The sequence below is a fragment of the Sphingomonas montanisoli genome (genome assembly GCF_008274695.1).
Classification (GTDB): Bacteria; Pseudomonadota; Alphaproteobacteria; order Sphingomonadales; family Sphingomonadaceae; genus Rhizorhabdus; species Rhizorhabdus montanisoli.
This window is the reverse complement of sequence record NZ_VTOU01000002.1, coordinates 486,049-502,593: the sequence shown is the minus strand read 5'-3', so window position 1 is coordinate 502,593 and position 16,545 is coordinate 486,049. Positions and strand designations below refer to the sequence as shown.

The window sequence follows — 16,545 nt, the reverse complement described above, 5'->3', positions numbered from 1 at the left end:
CCCCCTGGCGGGGGAGGATAAGAAACTAACTCAATCGAACGCCTTCAGCCAACGCAGCACGATATCATCGAACCGTTCGGGCACCGTCACGTTGCAGGCATGGCCGCCTTTGGGCAACAGCGTGAGCCGCGCGCCACGGATGCCGGTGGCGATACGCTGCGAGCAGCTGGCCGGCACGAGCATGTCATCCTCGGCCGCGAGTGCGAGCGTCGGCACGCCGATCTCGCCCAGCCGCGCGTCGATGTTGAACAGGCGCAGCGCCGCGATCCGCTTTGACAGATTTTCCGGCCCCTGGAAGCTCGCCAGCTGCGCCTCGATCTCGTCGTCTATGTGCCCCAGATGGCGCGAAATCCACTCCGCCGGATAGAGAAACAGAGGCTGCGCGCGCAGATAGGCGCGGGGGCCGCCGTTGCGCAGGATTTCCAGCCGGATGTCGAAGCAGCGCGCGAAATGCGGATCGAGCTTGGACCAGCCGTTGACCACCACCAGCCGGCACAGCCGCTGCGGCGCCTTGAGCGCCAGCGCCAGGCCCGCGACGCCACCGGCCGCATGGCCGACGAAATGCGCCTTCTCGATCCCCAGCGCGTCCATCAGCCCGATGATGTCGTCGGCCATCGTGTCGACGCTGACCGGCCCGTCGAGCGTGCGATCGGATCGCCCGGTCCCACGATGATCATAGACGATCACGCGATAATCGCGCGCCAGCGCGGCGATGTTCGGCTGCCAATAACTGCCTGATCCGCCCAACCCCGCCGACAGGATCAGCGGCTCGGCACCTGGCTGCCCAAATGCTTCCCAGTGAAGCCCCCCGGAGACGCTCATGCGGGCAGGTGCGCGACGCTGGCGATCTCGACCAGGCAATCGGGTTTCACCAGATCGGCCTTGATGCAGTAGCGCGCGGGCTTCGCGCCCGGAAAATATTCGGCATAGACCGCGTTCATCGCGGGATAATTCGCAAAATCCTTCAGGAAGATGTGATTGAATGCGACGTCGGCCATGCTGCCGCCCGCCGCCTCCACCGTCGTCCTGATCGCGTCCAGCACATGCCGCGTCTGCGCCGCCGCATCGCCGACATGCAATGCCACCCCGCCCTCACCCAGCGCGAGCATGCCCGAGACGTAGAGCGTGTTCCCGGCCTTTGCGCCGCTCGAATAAGGCGCGATCGGGGTGGGAAATTGGGGTGGATTGATCGGCTCGAACGGCAACGCTTTACTCCTTTGACACGTCGCGCGACAGCAGCGCGACAAGGCTGGGAACGTCCTTGTGATGGATGTCGGCGATCGCCCAGCGCGCGCCCAGCGGCTCCAGATCGATTGTGACGACCTGCCGTCCGCCATTGTCGATCACGACTTCGACCTTGGCAGCGGACAAAGATCGGATGCTTTCCAGCCGATAGTCGCCGGCGAAATCCTGGCACCCGCACAAAGGATCGAAATCGAGCCGGCAGATCGCGCGCGTCGCCTTGGCGCACGCTTGATCACGCCGGATCAGCACATCGAGCTTCGGGGCGTAATGGAGCTTGGTCCAGTCGCTGTCGGGCAGCACTTCATAGATTGAGCGCACATACTCTTCGGCGCTCTGCTGTGCGGCCTGCGCGACGCCGGCCCACGTCCATCCCGCCGCAACCAGCAGGGATGCGGAGCGCCACCGCATCAGGCTTTCTCGATCTGCCCGAAGCTGCCGCAGAAATCGGCCACGGTCGAAACCCAGCCGAAGAATTTCTCGACATTATAGACGGTCGCTTCCTGCATCATCGGCGGGCCGAGATGGTGGGTCGCATCCTCCAGCATGATCCCGAAATATTCGAGGTGGAAGCCATCGCGCAGCGTGCTTTCGACGCAGACGTTGGTCGCGATCCCGACGAAGACGATGTTGCGGATGCCGCGCGAGCGCAGGATGCTATCGAGCTGCGAATTGAAGAAGGCGCTGTAGCGGGTCTTGTGGACGCGGATGTCGCCGGGCTTGGGCGTCAGCGCGTCGACCAGTTCATAATCCCAGCCGCCGCGCGCCAGCAATTTCCCCTTGAGCTCTGGCCGCGCGCGCATTGTCTTGAGCGCGTTCGATTTGTGATAATTGGGCGATTGCGGCGTCCCCGCCTCGACATAATCGGCGTCCCAGCCGTTCTGCAGGAAGATCACCGGCACGCCCGCCGTGCGCGCGGTATCGAGAACGGCGCCAATCTTCCCGATCACCCCGGCTGCGCCCGCAATGTCGAAGCCCGCGAGGTCGACGTAGCCGCCTTCGGTCGCATAGGCATTCTGCATGTCGATCACGACGACCGCGGTGTCGTCCGCGCTGATCCGCAGCCCTTCGGGCCGAGCCGGCAGGGTGACGGTGCGCGGCCCATCCGCGACGCCCCGATCGACAATGCCCGGCTCAACGCTCATCTCGCGGCCCTTTCGTGCTGCAAGTGCGAATGTGACCCGAAGATGACCGCGGGCGCAAGCCCCTCGCGTGTCAGCGCCCCAACACCATCCGCACCAGCGGTCGATCGGCCGGGCGAGCATCGTCGAACGTGCAGGCCGCCAGATAGGCATCGACCGCCCGATTGGCCGCATCCTCGCTCGCTGCGTGGGCGAACGCGACCGGATCGCCTACCTCGAACCGCGTGCCGATCGCGGCCACATCGGCAAAACCCGTGCGAGGATCGACGACGTCGTCGACGCGCCGCCGCCCGCCGCCCAGATCGATGATCGCCTCGCCCACCGCCTTGCCGTCGACCTTTGCGAGCCAGCCGGATGCGGGCGCCGGAACGGGCCGTATGACGGGCGCCGCCGCCAGATGCGCCTCGGGGCGGTCGAACAGATCCGCCGGTCCGCCCAGCGCCGCGATCATTTTCGAGAAGCGCTCGGCCGCCGCGCCGTTCGCCAGCACCGCTTCGACCTTCGCCTCGGCAGCCTCAATGTCCGACGCAAGGCCACCGATCACCAGCACTTCGGCGCACAGCGCCACCGTAACCCCATGTAGTCGCGCCTCGCGTACATCGCCGCGCAGATAGGCGACCGCCTCCATCACCTCGAGCGCGTTGCCCGCGGCATGGCCCAGCGTCTCGTCCATATCGGTAACGAGCGCACGCGCGGGCAATCCGGCCTCACGCGCGCTGGCGATGATGGCATTGCCCAGCGCCCGCGCTTCTTCATCGTCGGACATGAACGCGCCACTGCCCGCCTTGATGTCCATCACCAGCCCGTCGAGCCCCGCCGCGAGCTTCTTCGACAGGATCGATCCGGTGATGAGCGGGGTGGACTCGATCGTCGCGGTAACGTCGCGGATCGCGTACATCATGCGATCTGCGGGGGCGAGATCGTCAGTCTGCCCGACGATCGAGCAACCGACATCGGCCACCACCTGCTGGAAACGATCGATGCCGGCGAACGGATCGTAGCCGGGAATGCTTTGCAGCTTGTCGATCGTGCCGCCGGTATGGCCGAGGCCGCGTCCCGCGATCATCGGCACGAAGCCGCCGCATGCCGCGATGATCGGCGCGAGCATCAGGCTGACCTTGTCGCCCACCCCACCGGTCGAATGCTTGTCGAGCACGGGGCCGTCGAGCCGCCCCGTCCAGTCGATCATCGTCCCCGATCGCGCCATCGCGGCGGTCAGCGCCGCCGTCTCGCGCGCGTCCATATCGTTCAGGAAGATCGCCATCGCCAGCGCCGCCGCCTGCTCGCGCGGCAGCGACCCGTCGGCGAGGCGCCGCACGACCAGTCCAATCTCGTCAGCCGTCAGCGCATGGCCGTCACGCTTGCGGCGAATGATGTCGGTAATCGGGGAAATTCCGCTCATCTCCGTTCAGCTTGCATCCATGTAAACGGGATCAGCATCCCTACCCGGCCGGATGCTGTTTGGCAAAGATATGGCAAAGGGACGAACTGTTCCGCGCCCGGGAGATGTCGCGTTGCAACAGAGGGCGATATGGGCCAGCCAGACGGTCATGACGAACAAGCTGCTGAAATCATCAAACTTTATGGATCCGATGCGATTCCACACATCGTCCATCTCATCGAAAAGGCTGTGAAGGAAGGCGACGACGTGACGGTCGAACGGCTCGATCACCTGCTCGCCGCAGTCGAACGGGGCACGCCGCACCTGCCCTGAGCCCTATTTTCCGCTTCGGCGGGCGCCTAACCCATCACGCCGGTTCGATACCAGCGCCGCGCCGCCGCCGTGCGCATCAGCTTGCATCCGCAGTGGCGGCATTCGGCATAGCTTACGCCCGACACCGCATCGTGCACCCGCGCCACCGCCGAATGCCGCCCATTCTCGCACGCTATTGCGCTGTGCTTCTTCGGGTCGACGTCGAAGGCAGTTCCCGGATGCGTTTGCAGCATGGCGTGCTTCCCTTGCTCTGCGGGTGAGGCAGGCAGGGATGGCCCCGGGCATTTGCAGCCCGATTGCGCCACATTTCAACGATGCAACAATTCGCCGCCCGAAGGGCGTGGATTATCGGCCTCAGATGTATGGTTGTGATGGAGCGGGTGAAGGGAATCGAACCCTCGTATTCAGCTTGGGAAGCTGCTGCTCTACCATTGAGCTACACCCGCGATCCGCCCGCCCCTTGCCACAGGCGCGGGCGGGCGGTCAACGTGGGTGGCGGTTATTCGGCGGCGACGGCGCTCAGATTCTCGCCGGCCTGCTCCTCGCGGATCAGCTTGTTCATCATGCGACGGGCGCGGATGCCGGCGGCGTCAGGCTTCAGAATGACGGGATTGTGCGCGAGGAAGTCGGTGCTCTGGCCCATCGCCTCCTGCTGCGCCTCAATCATCGGGCCGTCCTGGGTCGAAAAGACCTCATACACCGCGTCGTGCAGGATTTTGTCGAGCGCTTCGTCCTCCTGCAGCGCGTTGCGGCCGGCGGTCCAGAAATAGTGGGTCGAATATTCGGTTTCGGGTGTCAGCAGGTGCGCCGAGGGGACCATCAGGCCACTGTCCCAGGGTGCGCCCTCTTCGACCACCGAAGTATAGGCCATGATGTTGCCGGGCACCGAGAAACGGACATCGCCATAGCTGTCACCGCGTTCGGAGGCAGAGCCCCACATCTTCTTCTGGAACATGTTGGGGATGACGCTGGGCCGGTAGAGGCGCGACCAGACATTCGTCGCGTCGGTTTCGACCTTATTCTGGAACTGGCTGAGATCGCCCTGGCTCGCGATATGCGGATGCAGGAACTGAACGTGGCTGAGATCGAGCAGATTGTCCGCGATCAGACCCTGATTGGCCTTCATGTGAATATAGCCGGGCACCGACTTGAAATCCGGATGATCGAGCAGCCCGAAATCAGCGATCAATGCGGGATCGGCCTTTTCCTTCGCGCCCATCCACGCCCAGACGACGAGGTGCTTTTCGACGGTCGGATAAGCCTTGATGCACAGCTTGGGCGGGATCGGGCCTTCATCGTCCATCGGGCGATCGGTGCAGCTTCCGTCATGACCCGAAAAGGCGAGGCCGTGATAGCCGCAGCGGATCTGCGATCCTTCGACCTTGCCCATCGACAGCGGGACAAAACGGTGCGGGCAGCGATCCTCGACCGCGCAGATCGCACCATTTTCATCGCGGAAGATCGCGAGCCAATCGCCGAGAATCTGGCGACGGATCGGCTTTTCGCTGAACTCGGTCTGGAAGCCGATCACATACCAGGCATTGCGCAGAAACGGCATTTTTCGCTCTCCCGACGGCGCGCCACTGCCCTGGGGGCCGCACCGAATCCTATTCGTCACACCCCCTTTTTCGATGAAAGAGCGATTCGGGTCAACAGTCGGGAATGTTTGTTCGAAATAGCGAATATACGGTGTCAGATGATCGCCCGCTCGCGCAGTCCCGCGATCGCCGTCGCATCATAGCCGAGCGCGCCGAGAACCTCGTCGGTATGCTCGCCCAAGGTCGGCGCGCGCATCCGGATCGTGCCGGGGGTTTCGGACAGGCGGAACGGCGTCTCGATCACCGGCGCGGCGACGGGCATGCCGGGATAGTCCATCGGCTTCAGGAACCCCATCGCCTGGACATGCGGATCGTCGATCGCGCCCTGCGGGGTGAGCAGGGGCGATCCGGGGATGCGCGCGCCATCGAGCAGCGCGACGGCTTCGGCGGTGGTCTTACCATCGCACCAAGCCTGCATCGCGCCGTTGAGGATGTCGCCATGATCGGCACGCAGCTCATCGGTGAGGAAGCGCGGATCGGTGAACCATTCCTCACGCCCCATCAGACGACACCAGCGCTTGAACATCGGCTGGCCGGAGACCTGCATCAGCATCCAGCCGTCGCTGAGCTTGTAAAGATCGCATGGGCCCGCCGCCGTACCGGCATTGCCGACGCGGGGACGGTTCGAATTCAGGACGGCCTGGTCGATCAACATGCCGTTGGTCATCATCAAGGCGACCGGCAGCAACGCGGCCTCGACATGCTGGCCCTGCCCCGTCGTCCGCTTGTGGAACAAGGCCATCATCGTCCCGATCGCGAGTGACATGGCGGTGCCGAAGTCGACATAGGGGACGACCGAGCGGATCGGCTGTTCGGGCAGGCCCGAGCGCCACACGCCGCCCGACATCACCTGCCCCACCCCGTCGAATCCGACCCGATCGCTATAGGGGCCGCCATTGCCGAAGGCGGTCGCGCTGGCGAGGATGATGTCGGGCTTCACCGCCTTCAACGCATCATAATCCAGCCCGTTCGCGCGCATCGCGGCGTCGGGCATGTTGGCGATGACGATGTCGGCGGTGGCGACCAGCTGACGAAGGATGTCCTTGCCCTCCTCCGTGGTCGTATCGAGCGTCACCGACTGCTTGTTGCGGTTGCACTGGAGGAAGGTCGCGCCGCCGCTGGGGGCGACCGGCTGGACATAGCGATCCTCGCCGCCTTCGCGCTTTTCGACGCGGATCACCTCGGCGCCCATGTCGGCCAGGATCGCCCCCGCCCAGGGGGCCGCGATGAAGCGCCCGAAATCGAGCACCCGCACACCCGCCAACACCTGATTCATCCGATCCCCTCCGATCTGTCTTCCCGTCGCGGCTAACAGAGCCGGAGCAATAGAGGCAACTCTATTCACCTCTCACTCCGCTCGTGTCGAGCGAAGTCGAGACACGTTCGCGCGGACAGCCCTTGTCGACATCTCTCGACTTCGCTCGAGATGAGCGGGGTTGGGTTGAGGGAAGTCGATCGGTTGCCGACCCGCGAAAATCAAGGCAAGCTGCCCAAATCCGCACAGCCTTTGGGGGGAGGCCGACCTGACCGACACCGTGACGACCGACGTGGCAGCACAGGAGGTCGCGCGCGACCGCGGACTGATCCGCGCCGTGGGCACCTGGGGGCTGGCGTTCAGCATCATCAACGGCGTGGTAGGCGCAGGCATATTCTCGCTGCCGTCGGCGATGACCGCAGCGGCGGGGGACAAGGCGGCGCTGGCTTATGTGCTGTGCGCGATCGCAATGGCCGCCGTCGTCATCTGCTTCGCCGAGGCCGCGAGCCGGATCCCGACCAGCGGCGGCGCTTATGGTTATGTCGATGCGGCGTTCGGCCCGCTGTGGGGCTTCGTGACAGGCGTGCTGACCTGGCTGGCGAGCGTGCTGGCGTGCGGCGGCATCGCGGCGGCGCTGGCCGACGGGATCGGCGCCTTCGTGCCTGCGCTCGATACGATATCGGCGCGTACGGCGATCATCCTTACGGTGATCGTCGGCTTTTCCTGGCTCAACATCCGCGGTGTCGATCCGGCCGCGCGCGCGATCGGGGTGATGACCGCCATCAAGCTGGTCCCGCTGCTGCTGTTCGTCATCCTGGGCGCGGTGACGATCGCGGAGATGCCGGCGCATGCTTATACGCCCGCGACCGGCGAGAATTTCGGCAAGGCCATCATCCTCGCCTTGTTCGCATTCTGCGGCATGGAGACGCCGCTCGCGGTCAGCGGCGAGGTGGCGGAGCCGCAGAAGACGATCCCGCGCGCCTTGTTCATCTCGATGGGCTTCGTCGTGGTCTTCTATGTCGCGATCCAGTTCGTGGCACAGGGGCTGCTCGGGCCGGGGCTCGCGGGATCGGCGACTCCGATCGCCGACGCGATGGCGGTGGTGAGCCCGGGCCTGGGCCTCGTCATCCTGATCGGTGCGTCCTTCTCCCGCCTCGTATGGATCGGCAGCGATCTGTTCGGCGCGCCGCGCATCCTGTTCGCCTTCGCGCGCGACGGAACGCTGCCGGGTTTCCTGGGCACGCTCCACCCGCGCAATGCGACCCCGTTCATCGCGATCATCATCCACGCCGCGATCGCCGCCGCGCTGGCGATCACCGGCACGTTCGAGCCGCTGGCCATCCTGTCGACCCTCGCCACCGCTGGCCTCTACTTCCTCGCCTGCGCCGCCGCGTGGAAGCTGAGCCGCGAAGGCGTCGCTTTGTTCGGCAAGCCGCTGGGCTTTCGCGGCATGGGCGCCGCCGCGATCCTGGGCATGGTGAGCATGATCGTGCTGACCGCGCTTGCCGAATGGGCGGAGATTGCCGGCCTCGTCATCGTCGTGATGGGCAGCGTCGCTTTCTATTGGGCGCAGGCGAAGGTGAAGCGCGCGGCCTGATTCGGGCGATCGAACCACGCCGGAAGTTGTGGAAGTTGTCACTACGTCACTGCGAGAGACTCTCATCACACGTCCCCGCGAAACAGATGCGGAGAGGTCTCTAAAATGCGGCATGGCGCCGTAGTGGTCCGATAGGCGCGTGTAGGACAGCCCCTCAGCGCGCATCGTGGAAGATGAGGCCGAGCATGTGGCGCTGCCCGGCGCGGATCTCGCTAACGCCGTGGCGCATCGTCACGCGATAGTCGCCGCGCGATCCGGCGCGCGGGCGGGCGTTGACCGCGAAGATGACCGCATCGCCCTTTGCCAGCGGCACCACCGACACGCGCGACTGCATGCGCGGGCGCTGCTCGGTCAGGACGAACTCGCCGCCTTCGAAATCGACGCCCGGCGCCGACAGCAGGACGGCGGCCTGCAGCGGAAAGACGTGATCGCCGTACAGATCCTGGTGGAGACAATTATAGTCGCCCGGACCGTAGCGGAGCAGCAAGGGGGTCGGCCGCACCTGCCCGTCGGCATGGCAACGTTCGAGGAAGGCGGCATGATCGGCGGGGAAGCGCTCGGCGAAATCCATCCGTTCGTGCCACCGGTTCGCCCGGCCGACCAGCCGGCGGTAGAGCGCCGCCCGTAAATCCGCGACCTGCGGGGGGAGAGGATAGGCAAAATACCGATACTCGCCCACACCGAAGCCGTGGCGGGCCATCACGACATGGCTGCGAAAGGCGGGCGACGGGGCGTACATCGCAGCGATGCCGTCGCAGTCGGCGGGGTCGAGCAGGGCGGGCAGGACGGCCCAGCCCTTCTCGTCGAGGCTAAGGGCGATGGCGGTCCAGTCATAGTCATCGATCGTCATACCCGCAGCATAGCAGGCCGGAGCATAGCCACTTCTCGATCCTTGCGGTGAAACCCGAGAAACCCTCTCCCGGACGGAGGAGCTACCTCTCCACCGGCTGCGCCGCCCCCCTTCCTTACATGGGAGGATTTACGTTAGGGCATCTCACTGACTTACATAGGTTAAGTCACGACCGCTGCGCCACGTTCCGCCCCCAAAAGGCGGAACGCCTTTCGTCCCTGTGCGCTTGTATCGGCGAAGGAGATACGGGATGCCAACCGGGACAGGATCGTCGCACGCCGCTGTCGAGGGGATGCGCTGATGCAGGCCGCAACGATCGGCCGCACCATCGGCACCGCCAGCGTGGCGTTCGGATTTTTCGATACGCTGTACGCCTATATGCTGGGCACCAGCGTGGGCGCGGATGCGAAGATCTTCCAGGCGGCGGGCCTGCGCGAGATCGGGACGGGGATCGCCGGCATCGCCAACCCGGCGAGCAGCAAGCCGGTCTGGGCACGCTTCGCCGCCGATCTGGGCGATCTGGCGACTTTGGGCGTGGTCGCCGCGCAGCCCAATACCCGCCGCAAGGGTGCGTTGATCGCGATCGGCATCGTCGCGGCGGTGACCGCCATCGATTTCTTCGCGGCGCGCGCGATCGACCGCAGAACGCCCTCCCCCGATATTTAACGCCGACCATGTTGCCGTGAGCCGCACAGCGCGTAAGATGGCCGTCCTTCACTTGGCGGCCAGAGGGGTTGGGGGCTGGCCAGGGGATATGATCGCTCGATGGATTTCGACGCTCTCGCGACGCAGCAGCGTTACCAGTTGCTGGTCAACGCGGTCAGCGACTACGCGATCTACATGCTCGATCCCGTTGGGGTGGTGCTGACCTGGAATCCGGGTGCGCAACGTTTCAAGGGATATGAGCTGTCCGAGATCATCGGGCAGAATTTCGCGCGTTTCTTCACTGCACCCGATCTCGCAGTCGGGCGCCCCCGACAGATATTGGAAACGGCGGAACGCGAAGGCCGCTTCGAGGACGAGGGCATACGGGTCCGCAAGGACGGAACCGAAATCTGGGTCCATGTCGTCGTCGATCCGATCCGCGGTGAGGACGGCGCGTTGCTCGGTTTCGCCAAGATCACCCGCGACGTCACCGAACGCCGCGCATCGCAGCGCGCGCTGTACGAAAGCGAGCAGCGCTTCAGCATGCTGGTGCAGGGCGTGCGCGACTATGCGATCTATATGCTCGACGCCGACGGCATCGTGACCAACTGGAATGGGGGTGCGGAGGCGATCAAGGGCTATCGCGCCGAGGAGATCGTCGGCCAGCATTTCAGCCGCTTCTACACGCAGGAAGACCGCGACCGCGGCGAACCCGCCTTCGCGCTCGCGACGGCGCGCACCGAAGGGAAATATGAGCGCGAGGCGGAGCGGCTGCGCAAGGACGGCAGCCGTTTCTGGGCAAGCGTCGTCATCGATCCGATCTATGGGGAGACGGGCGAACTGGTCGGCTTCGCCAAGATAACCCGCGACATCACCGAAAAGCGCCGCGCCGCCGACGAACTGGAGGAAGCACGAACCCAATTGTTCCAGAGCCAGAAGCTGCAGGCGCTGGGCCAGCTGACAGGTGGGATCGCGCACGATTTCAACAATCTGATGACGGTGGTGCGCGGATCCGCCGAATTGCTGCTGAAGCCAGAGCTGAGCGACGAGCGACGCCTGCGCTATGCCAATGCGATCGTCGACACCGCCGATCGCGCGACCGCGCTGACCGCCAAGCTGCTCGCCTTCGGCCGTCGGCAGGCGCTGCGGCCGGAAGTCCTCGACCTCAACCTGCGGCTCGACGCCATATCCGAAGTGCTGGCGCGCACGATCGGCAGCGACATCCGCCTATCGCTCGACATCGCGTCCGACGTCCATCCGATCGAAGCCGACGCCGCCGAACTGGAGACCGCGATCGTCAACGCCGCCTTCAACGCGCGCGACGCGATGCCCGGTGGCGGCGAAATCGTGATCTCCGCGCGCAATGACGGAGAAGACGTCCGCATCGAGATCCGCGACAACGGCGAGGGGATCGCGCCCGAACTGATCGAGCATGTGTTCGAACCCTTCTTCACGACCAAGCCCGTCGGCAAGGGCACCGGACTTGGGCTGAGCCAGATCCACGGCTTCGCGGCGCAGACAGGCGGCCACGCCGAAGTCGCATCGACGCTGAGCGAAGGCACCACGTTGTCCCTGATCCTGCCGCGATCGGACCAGGTGCCCACCGCACCCGCCGAAAGCGTAACCGGCGGAGCAAGCTGGGACGGGCTGAACGTGCTGCTGGTCGAGGACAATACCAATGTCCGCCAGTTCGCCGCCACGATGCTGCGCGAACTGGGCGCAACCGTGACCCCCGTCGCGTCGGTCGCCGAGGCGGAGGCGATGCTGGCCGATCACGGCTATGACATCGTCTTTTCCGACATCGTGATGCCGGGGGAAAGCGGGCTCGATCTCGCGCGCAGGTTGCGGATCGACAAGCCAGAGCAGCCCGTCCTGCTCGCCACCGGCTATTCGCGCGAAGTGACCAATGGCGAGGCCGCGGGCTTCGCGATCGTGCAGAAACCCTATGGCGCGGCATCGCTCGCCGCCGCCATAGGGCAAGCATTGGGACTTAGCTGTCAATCAAGGGAACGCGTGTAGATGGGTATCGAACGGATCATGCGCCTGGCACCTGTCGTGCCGGTGATCGTCATTTCCGACCCAGCCGAAGCGCGCCCGATGGCCGAAGCGCTGGTAAAGGGCGGGATCACCGCGCTGGAGGTGACGTTGCGCACCCCCGCCGCCATCGAGGCGATCCAGGAGATGAAAAAGGTGCCCGGCGCGGTCGTCGGCGCGGGCACTGTGGTCAGCGAGGAACAGCTGCGCAAGGTGGCCGATGCGGGGGTCGAGTTCATCGTGACGCCGGGGCTGACCGAGCGGCTGGGCAAGGCGATCGTCGAAAGCGGCATCCCCTTCCTGCCCGGCACCGCCACCGCGGGCGACATCATGCGCGGCTACGAACTGGGGCTGCGCCACTTCAAATTCTTCCCCGCCGAAACGTCTGGCGGGCTGAAGGCGCTGAAGGCGCTCGCAGCCCCCTTCCACGAGGCGCGCTTCTGCCCCACTGGCGGCGTCAGCGCCGCGACTGCGCCCGATTGGCTGGCGTTCGAACCGGTGCTGTGCGTCGGCGGGAGCTGGGTGGTCGGCAAGACGGCCGAGGAAACGGAACGGCTGGCGCGCGAGGCGGCGGGGCTGGGGCGGTAGATCATCCTGCCCCGCAAGGGGGGAGGATCAAGCGAAGGTTTCCTGCGTTTCACCGCGCATGCACGACGTCCGCATCATCACGCGCTCGATCGCCTGCCCGTTCGAAGACGCGTATGAGCGCGCGCATCCGCCCGAATTTTTCGAGCAGTGGGCCGCCGGCATGGCGAGCAGCCTGCACCGCGATGGCGATCGCTGGGTCGCCGCGACACAAGCGGGTCAAGCGGAAGTGCGCTTTTCGCCGCGCAACGATTTCGGTGTGCTCGACCATCACGTCCTGCTGCCGGGCGGGCAGGATATCTACATCCCGTTGCGGATGATCGCGAATGGCGACGGGACCGAAGTGAGCCTGTGGCTGTTCCGCCAGCCCGACATGGACGACGCGACCTTCGAAGATGATGCGACGATGGTCGAAAAGGATCTCGATACGCTCAAGGCGCTGCTCGAAGGCTGATTGCTTCGCGTGAGCATCTGCGCGTAAAACAAGAATGTTCGCGCAAACGCATGTCATCGCGCGGAGCCTGGGGACGATGGCCGCTTCGACGCCCTTATCAGATGGCCATTTCGACTGGCACAGCGACGGCACCGCCGCCGCCCTTCTCGATGCGATCGACTGGACGGGTCACACACTGGGTCCGCCCGAGGCATGGCCGCCCTCGCTGCGCATGATGGTGCGCAACATGCTGGCCTCGCCGGAAGCAATGTTCCTGCTGTGGGGCGAACCGCCGATCCTGTTCTTCAACGACGCGTGCCTGCCGGTGATCGGGCCGCGTGCGCGCGAAGGCATGGGGATGCGGTTCGACACCGTCTGGGCCAAGGCCTTTCCGCAGCTTGCCCCGCTCTATCGCCGCGCATTGGGCGGGCAAGCGATCCGCGTCGTCGATGTCCACATGCCGCTCGCGCGTGGCGACGCGCCTGTCGATACGTGGTGGACCTTTTCCTATTCGCCCGTTCACGATGTCGACGACGTGATCCGGGGCGTGACCTGCATCGCGACTGAAACGACCGAGCATGTGCTGCGCGACCGCGCCGGCAGGATCGCGTCGGCCGCGCTCGCCCAGACCGAGGAGGGGCTGCGCCGCGCGCAGCAGGCGGGCCGGATCGGGCTGTTCACGATCGACATCGCCACCAACGAACTGCGCGGCACGCCCGAATTCTTCCGCCTGTTCGGCCTGCCCGCCGCGGCCGTGATTCCGGCATCGATGATCGAGGCCCTCGTCATCCCCGCCGATGGCGACAAGATTTCGGGTGCGAGCGAGCGCGGCGACGGTTCGGCCGACCTGCACGTCGAATATCGCATCCGGCGCCCCGACAACGGCACGATCCGCTGCATCGAACGACGCGGCGAATTCGAGAATGACGAGACCGGCCGCCCGTTCCGTTTCCTGGGCGTGGTGCAGGACGTGACCGAACGGCGCGCGGCGCAGGACGCGCTCGCCGCGCTCAACGCCACGCTCGAAGCGCGCGTGCGCGAGCGCACCGAAGAACGCAACCTGATCGCGCGCATCATCGAGGAAACCGACAGCCTGGTGAACATCATCGGGCCAGACTATCGCTGGCTGGGCATCAATCGCGCAGCGGCGAACGAGTTCGAGGCGATCTATGGCGCGCGGCCCGAAGTGGGCGATCCGATCCTCGACCTGATCGACGACCCCACCGAACGCGAGAATATCCAAGCCATGTGGGCGCGCGCGCTGTCGGGCGAGGAATTCCTGATGGTCGCCGCCTTCGGCGATCCCAATTTCGTCGCCGAACAGCGTACCTACGAAATGCGCTTCAACGTGTTGCGCGATACCGACGGCCATACGCTGGGCGCGTATCAGATGGGCACCGACATCAGCGAGCGGGTCCGAGCCGAGGCGGAGATGGCGCAGATGCACGAGGCGCTGCGCCAGAGCCAGAAGATGGAGGCGATGGGCCAGCTGACCGGCGGCGTCGCGCACGATTTCAACAATCTGCTCACCCCGATCATGGGCAGTCTCGACCTGCTGCAGCGCAAGGCCGGCATGGGCACGCGCGAGATGCGGCTGATCGACGGCGCGCTGCAATCGGCCGAGCGCGCCAAGATGCTCGTCCAACGGCTGCTGGCCTTCGCGCGGCGCCAACCGCTGCAGCCTTCGCCGGTCGACATGGCCGCGCTCGTCGGCGGAATGACCGAATTGCTGGTCAGCACCTGCGGCCCGCAGATCCGGCTGGCGACCGAACTCGCCCCCGATCTGCCGCCCGCTTTGGTCGATCCCAACCAGCTCGAAATGGCGATCCTGAACCTGTGCGTTAACGCCCGCGATGCGATGCCGGAGGGTGGCGTGCTGACGATCACCACCGGGATCGTCGATCGTAACGGGCCGCATGTGCGATTGTCGGTGATCGACACCGGCGTCGGCATGGACGCCGAGACCGCCGCCCGATCGATCGAGCCATTCTATTCGACCAAGGGGATCGGCAAGGGAACGGGGCTGGGCCTGTCGATGGTGCACGGCCTCGCGCTCCAGCTGGGCGGCGCCATGACCATCGAGACCGCGCCGGGCGAAGGGACGCGGATCGACCTGTGGCTGCCCGCGAGCGATATCCTCCCCACCGCAACGCCCGATGTGACGGCCCGCGCCACCGAAACCGCCTTCAGCGGTCGCGCGCTCGTCGTCGATGACGAGGCTGTTGTGCGGATGACGACCGTCCACATGCTGCAAAGCCTGGGCTACGAGACGCAGGAGGCGGCCGACGCGCAGATGGCGCTGGCGATGCTCGAAACGGATGCGGGCTTCGACCTGATCGTCACCGACCACCTGATGCCAGGACTTTCGGGTGCCGAGTTCGCCGCGCTGATCCGGGCGCGCTGGCCGGCGATGCCGGTGCTGATCATCTCGGGCTATGCCGATGTCGACGGCATCGCGCCGGATATCCCGCGCCTCTCCAAGCCGTTTCGCGAGGCGGATCTGGCCGAGGCGCTGGCGGGGCTGCGATAATCCTTTCCCGGCGGGAGAGGATCTAAACGGAACGCCGCATCAGCGCCTGGCCTGCACGAATCGCGCTCCCCTCCCCCACGCCATCGGCCAGTTCGAACCCCGGCGGGGTGAAGACGATGATCGTCGATCCATGTTCGAACCAGCCCATCTCCTCCCCGCGCGCGACCGAGACATCGCACGCGACGGGCGTCGACCCCTGCTCGCGCAGCAGTTTTTCGGTGTCGAGGAAGTTGAGGCGGATGCCGGCGACGAGGATCGCGGCGACGGGCACCAGCAGGATCGGCACGCCATCGGGCAGGTCCGCCTCGATCACCGCGCGCTCATTCTTGCAGAACAATTTTTCGACCCGCTTGAGCGCGATCGGGTTCACGTTCCAGCAGTCGCCCGACAGATAGGTGACGCGCCGGACGCGCAGGGCGCTGGGGGCGTGGAAGCGGTGGTACATGCCTGCTGTCAGCCGCAGCGTGATGTAACGCCCGTCGCGCACCCGCGCCGCCACGGCCGGATCGGGAATAAGGTCGCTGAGCGCATAGGGCGCGCCCTTGATCTGGTAGAGTTTATCGCCGTCGATCGTGCCGCCCGCGCCGACATTGGCGTCACACGGGCTGGCCAGGACATTCGGATCGGGATCGTAGGTTCGCGCGCCAGGCTTGAGCGCGCGGACGAAGGCGTCGCGCAGGCTCTTGTAGCTTGGCTCGGCCGCTTCGGAGAGGTCGGCGCCCGAGAAGAAGCGCCACGCGCGCATCATCGGCTGGGCCACGATCGGCGTCTCGACCTTCGCCAGCCGCCCCATCGCGGTGGTCAGCGCGCGGCGCGGAAGGCGGTTGGTCAGCAGGAAGTTCACATCCTCCTGCAACAGGAATTTCATCAGGGAGTCGCGGATTGTCATATCGGCGTCATCGCTTTGCGTTGAGGGGGTA

Annotated in this window: 17 protein-coding genes and 1 tRNA gene; 7 read left to right on the top strand and 11 right to left on the bottom strand. The window is 65.6% G+C overall.

Annotated elements, in window-relative coordinates:
• Positions 1-30 precede the first annotated feature (30 nt).
• The 5 genes from rutD to deoA form a co-directional block, all read right to left on the bottom strand.
• The gene (gene rutD, locus FYJ91_RS08095) at positions 31-822 is read right to left on the bottom strand and encodes a pyrimidine utilization protein D (RefSeq protein ID WP_149521756.1); all 792 of its coding nucleotides are present in this window, start codon (positions 820-822) and stop codon (positions 31-33) included.
• Positions 819-1,205, bottom strand: a complete 387-nt coding sequence (gene rutC, locus FYJ91_RS08090; RefSeq protein WP_149521755.1) for a pyrimidine utilization protein C — start codon at positions 1,203-1,205, stop codon at positions 819-821. Before rutC ends, rutD begins: the two co-directional genes overlap by 4 nt.
• Before the next feature lie 4 nt (positions 1,206-1,209).
• Positions 1,210-1,653, bottom strand: coding sequence for a hypothetical protein (locus FYJ91_RS08085; protein ID WP_149521754.1), 444 nt, complete (start codon positions 1,651-1,653; stop codon positions 1,210-1,212).
• A complete protein-coding gene (gene rutB, locus FYJ91_RS08080) occupies positions 1,653-2,387 on the bottom strand; it encodes a pyrimidine utilization protein B (RefSeq protein ID WP_149521753.1) in 735 nt (244 codons plus the stop codon). The genes FYJ91_RS08085 and rutB overlap by 1 nt, the downstream gene beginning before the upstream one ends.
• A 70-nt stretch (positions 2,388-2,457) precedes the next feature.
• Positions 2,458-3,786 carry a thymidine phosphorylase gene (gene deoA, locus FYJ91_RS08075; protein WP_149521752.1) on the bottom strand — a complete coding sequence of 443 codons (1,329 nt, stop codon included), beginning with the start codon at positions 3,784-3,786 and terminating at the stop codon, positions 2,458-2,460.
• Between the two features lie 129 nt (positions 3,787-3,915).
• On the opposite strand from deoA, the gene FYJ91_RS08070 reads away from it, so the two are divergent.
• Positions 3,916-4,098, top strand: a complete 183-nt coding sequence (locus FYJ91_RS08070) for a hypothetical protein (protein WP_149521751.1) — start codon at positions 3,916-3,918, stop codon at positions 4,096-4,098.
• A gap of 26 nt (positions 4,099-4,124) precedes the next feature.
• Here FYJ91_RS08070 and FYJ91_RS08065 read toward each other — a convergent pair whose 3' ends face one another.
• The 4 genes from FYJ91_RS08065 to FYJ91_RS08050 form a co-directional block, all read right to left on the bottom strand.
• Positions 4,125-4,331 carry a hypothetical protein gene (locus FYJ91_RS08065; RefSeq protein WP_149521750.1) on the bottom strand — a complete coding sequence of 69 codons (207 nt, stop codon included), beginning with the start codon at positions 4,329-4,331 and terminating at the stop codon, positions 4,125-4,127.
• A 139-nt stretch (positions 4,332-4,470) separates the two neighbouring features.
• Positions 4,471-4,544: transfer RNA gene (locus FYJ91_RS08060), tRNA-Gly, on the bottom strand.
• A 53-nt stretch (positions 4,545-4,597) separates the two neighbouring features.
• Entirely contained in the window at positions 4,598-5,656 is a 1,059-nt protein-coding gene (locus FYJ91_RS08055; RefSeq protein ID WP_149521749.1) for an aromatic ring-hydroxylating dioxygenase subunit alpha, read from the bottom strand.
• Positions 5,657-5,790: 134 nt separating this feature from the next.
• On the bottom strand, positions 5,791-6,972 hold the full coding sequence (locus FYJ91_RS08050) for a CaiB/BaiF CoA transferase family protein (RefSeq protein WP_149521748.1): 1,182 nt from the start codon (positions 6,970-6,972) through the stop codon (positions 5,791-5,793).
• 259 nt (positions 6,973-7,231) lie between these two features.
• On the opposite strand from FYJ91_RS08050, the gene FYJ91_RS08045 reads away from it, so the two are divergent.
• Positions 7,232-8,548, top strand: coding sequence for an APC family permease (locus tag FYJ91_RS08045; RefSeq protein WP_181008399.1), 1,317 nt, complete (start codon positions 7,232-7,234; stop codon positions 8,546-8,548).
• Between the two features lie 154 nt (positions 8,549-8,702).
• On the opposite strand, the gene FYJ91_RS08040 is transcribed toward FYJ91_RS08045, so the two are convergent.
• Entirely contained in the window at positions 8,703-9,398 is a 696-nt protein-coding gene (locus tag FYJ91_RS08040) for a 2OG-Fe(II) oxygenase (RefSeq protein WP_149521746.1), read from the bottom strand.
• A gap of 300 nt (positions 9,399-9,698) precedes the next feature.
• On the opposite strand from FYJ91_RS08040, the gene FYJ91_RS20550 reads away from it, so the two are divergent.
• The 5 genes from FYJ91_RS20550 (at position 9,699) to FYJ91_RS08015 (ending at position 15,625) form a co-directional block, all read left to right on the top strand.
• Entirely contained in the window at positions 9,699-10,064 is a 366-nt protein-coding gene (locus tag FYJ91_RS20550; RefSeq protein ID WP_181008398.1) for a hypothetical protein, read from the top strand.
• Positions 10,065-10,163: 99 nt separating this feature from the next.
• Positions 10,164-12,062, top strand: a complete 1,899-nt coding sequence (locus FYJ91_RS08030) for a hybrid sensor histidine kinase/response regulator (RefSeq protein ID WP_149521745.1) — start codon at positions 10,164-10,166, stop codon at positions 12,060-12,062.
• A complete protein-coding gene (gene eda, locus FYJ91_RS08025) occupies positions 12,063-12,665 on the top strand; it encodes a bifunctional 4-hydroxy-2-oxoglutarate aldolase/2-dehydro-3-deoxy-phosphogluconate aldolase (protein ID WP_149521744.1) in 603 nt (200 codons plus the stop codon). It begins immediately after the preceding gene.
• Positions 12,666-12,723: 58 nt separating this feature from the next.
• Complete coding sequence (locus tag FYJ91_RS08020; protein ID WP_149521743.1) at positions 12,724-13,116, top strand: SRPBCC family protein; 393 nt, start codon at positions 12,724-12,726, stop codon at positions 13,114-13,116.
• A gap of 76 nt (positions 13,117-13,192) precedes the next feature.
• Positions 13,193-15,625, top strand: coding sequence for a PAS domain-containing protein (locus FYJ91_RS08015; RefSeq protein ID WP_149521742.1), 2,433 nt, complete (start codon positions 13,193-13,195; stop codon positions 15,623-15,625).
• Positions 15,626-15,647: 22 nt separating this feature from the next.
• Here FYJ91_RS08015 and asd read toward each other — a convergent pair whose 3' ends face one another.
• Complete coding sequence (asd, locus tag FYJ91_RS08010) at positions 15,648-16,514, bottom strand: archaetidylserine decarboxylase (protein WP_149521741.1); 867 nt, start codon at positions 16,512-16,514, stop codon at positions 15,648-15,650.
• Positions 16,515-16,545 lie beyond the last annotated feature (31 nt).

Bases quoted from the DNA above. Each gene is read 5' to 3' on its own strand.
- rutD (WP_149521756.1), bottom strand. From the start codon at position 822: ATGAGCGTCTCCGGGGGGCTTCACTGGGAAGCATTTGGGCAGCCAGGT.
- FYJ91_RS08085 (WP_149521754.1), bottom strand. From the start codon at position 1,653: ATGCGGTGGCGCTCCGCATCCCTGCTGGTTGCGGCGGGATGGACGTGG.
- rutB (WP_149521753.1), bottom strand. From the start codon at position 2,387: ATGAGCGTTGAGCCGGGCATTGTCGATCGGGGCGTCGCGGATGGGCCG.
- deoA (WP_149521752.1), bottom strand. From the start codon at position 3,786: ATGAGCGGAATTTCCCCGATTACCGACATCATTCGCCGCAAGCGTGAC.
- FYJ91_RS08070 (WP_149521751.1), top strand. From the start codon at position 3,916: ATGGGCCAGCCAGACGGTCATGACGAACAAGCTGCTGAAATCATCAAA.
- FYJ91_RS08065 (WP_149521750.1), bottom strand. From the start codon at position 4,331: ATGCTGCAAACGCATCCGGGAACTGCCTTCGACGTCGACCCGAAGAAG.
- FYJ91_RS08055 (WP_149521749.1), bottom strand. From the start codon at position 5,656: ATGCCGTTTCTGCGCAATGCCTGGTATGTGATCGGCTTCCAGACCGAG.
- FYJ91_RS08050 (WP_149521748.1), bottom strand. From the start codon at position 6,972: ATGAATCAGGTGTTGGCGGGTGTGCGGGTGCTCGATTTCGGGCGCTTC.
- FYJ91_RS08040 (WP_149521746.1), bottom strand. From the start codon at position 9,398: ATGACGATCGATGACTATGACTGGACCGCCATCGCCCTTAGCCTCGAC.
- FYJ91_RS20550 (WP_181008398.1), top strand. From the start codon at position 9,699: ATGCAGGCCGCAACGATCGGCCGCACCATCGGCACCGCCAGCGTGGCG.
- FYJ91_RS08030 (WP_149521745.1), top strand. From the start codon at position 10,164: ATGGATTTCGACGCTCTCGCGACGCAGCAGCGTTACCAGTTGCTGGTC.
- eda (WP_149521744.1), top strand. From the start codon at position 12,063: ATGGGTATCGAACGGATCATGCGCCTGGCACCTGTCGTGCCGGTGATC.
- FYJ91_RS08020 (WP_149521743.1), top strand. From the start codon at position 12,724: ATGCACGACGTCCGCATCATCACGCGCTCGATCGCCTGCCCGTTCGAA.
- FYJ91_RS08015 (WP_149521742.1), top strand. From the start codon at position 13,193: ATGGCCGCTTCGACGCCCTTATCAGATGGCCATTTCGACTGGCACAGC.
- asd (WP_149521741.1), bottom strand. From the start codon at position 16,514: ATGACAATCCGCGACTCCCTGATGAAATTCCTGTTGCAGGAGGATGTG.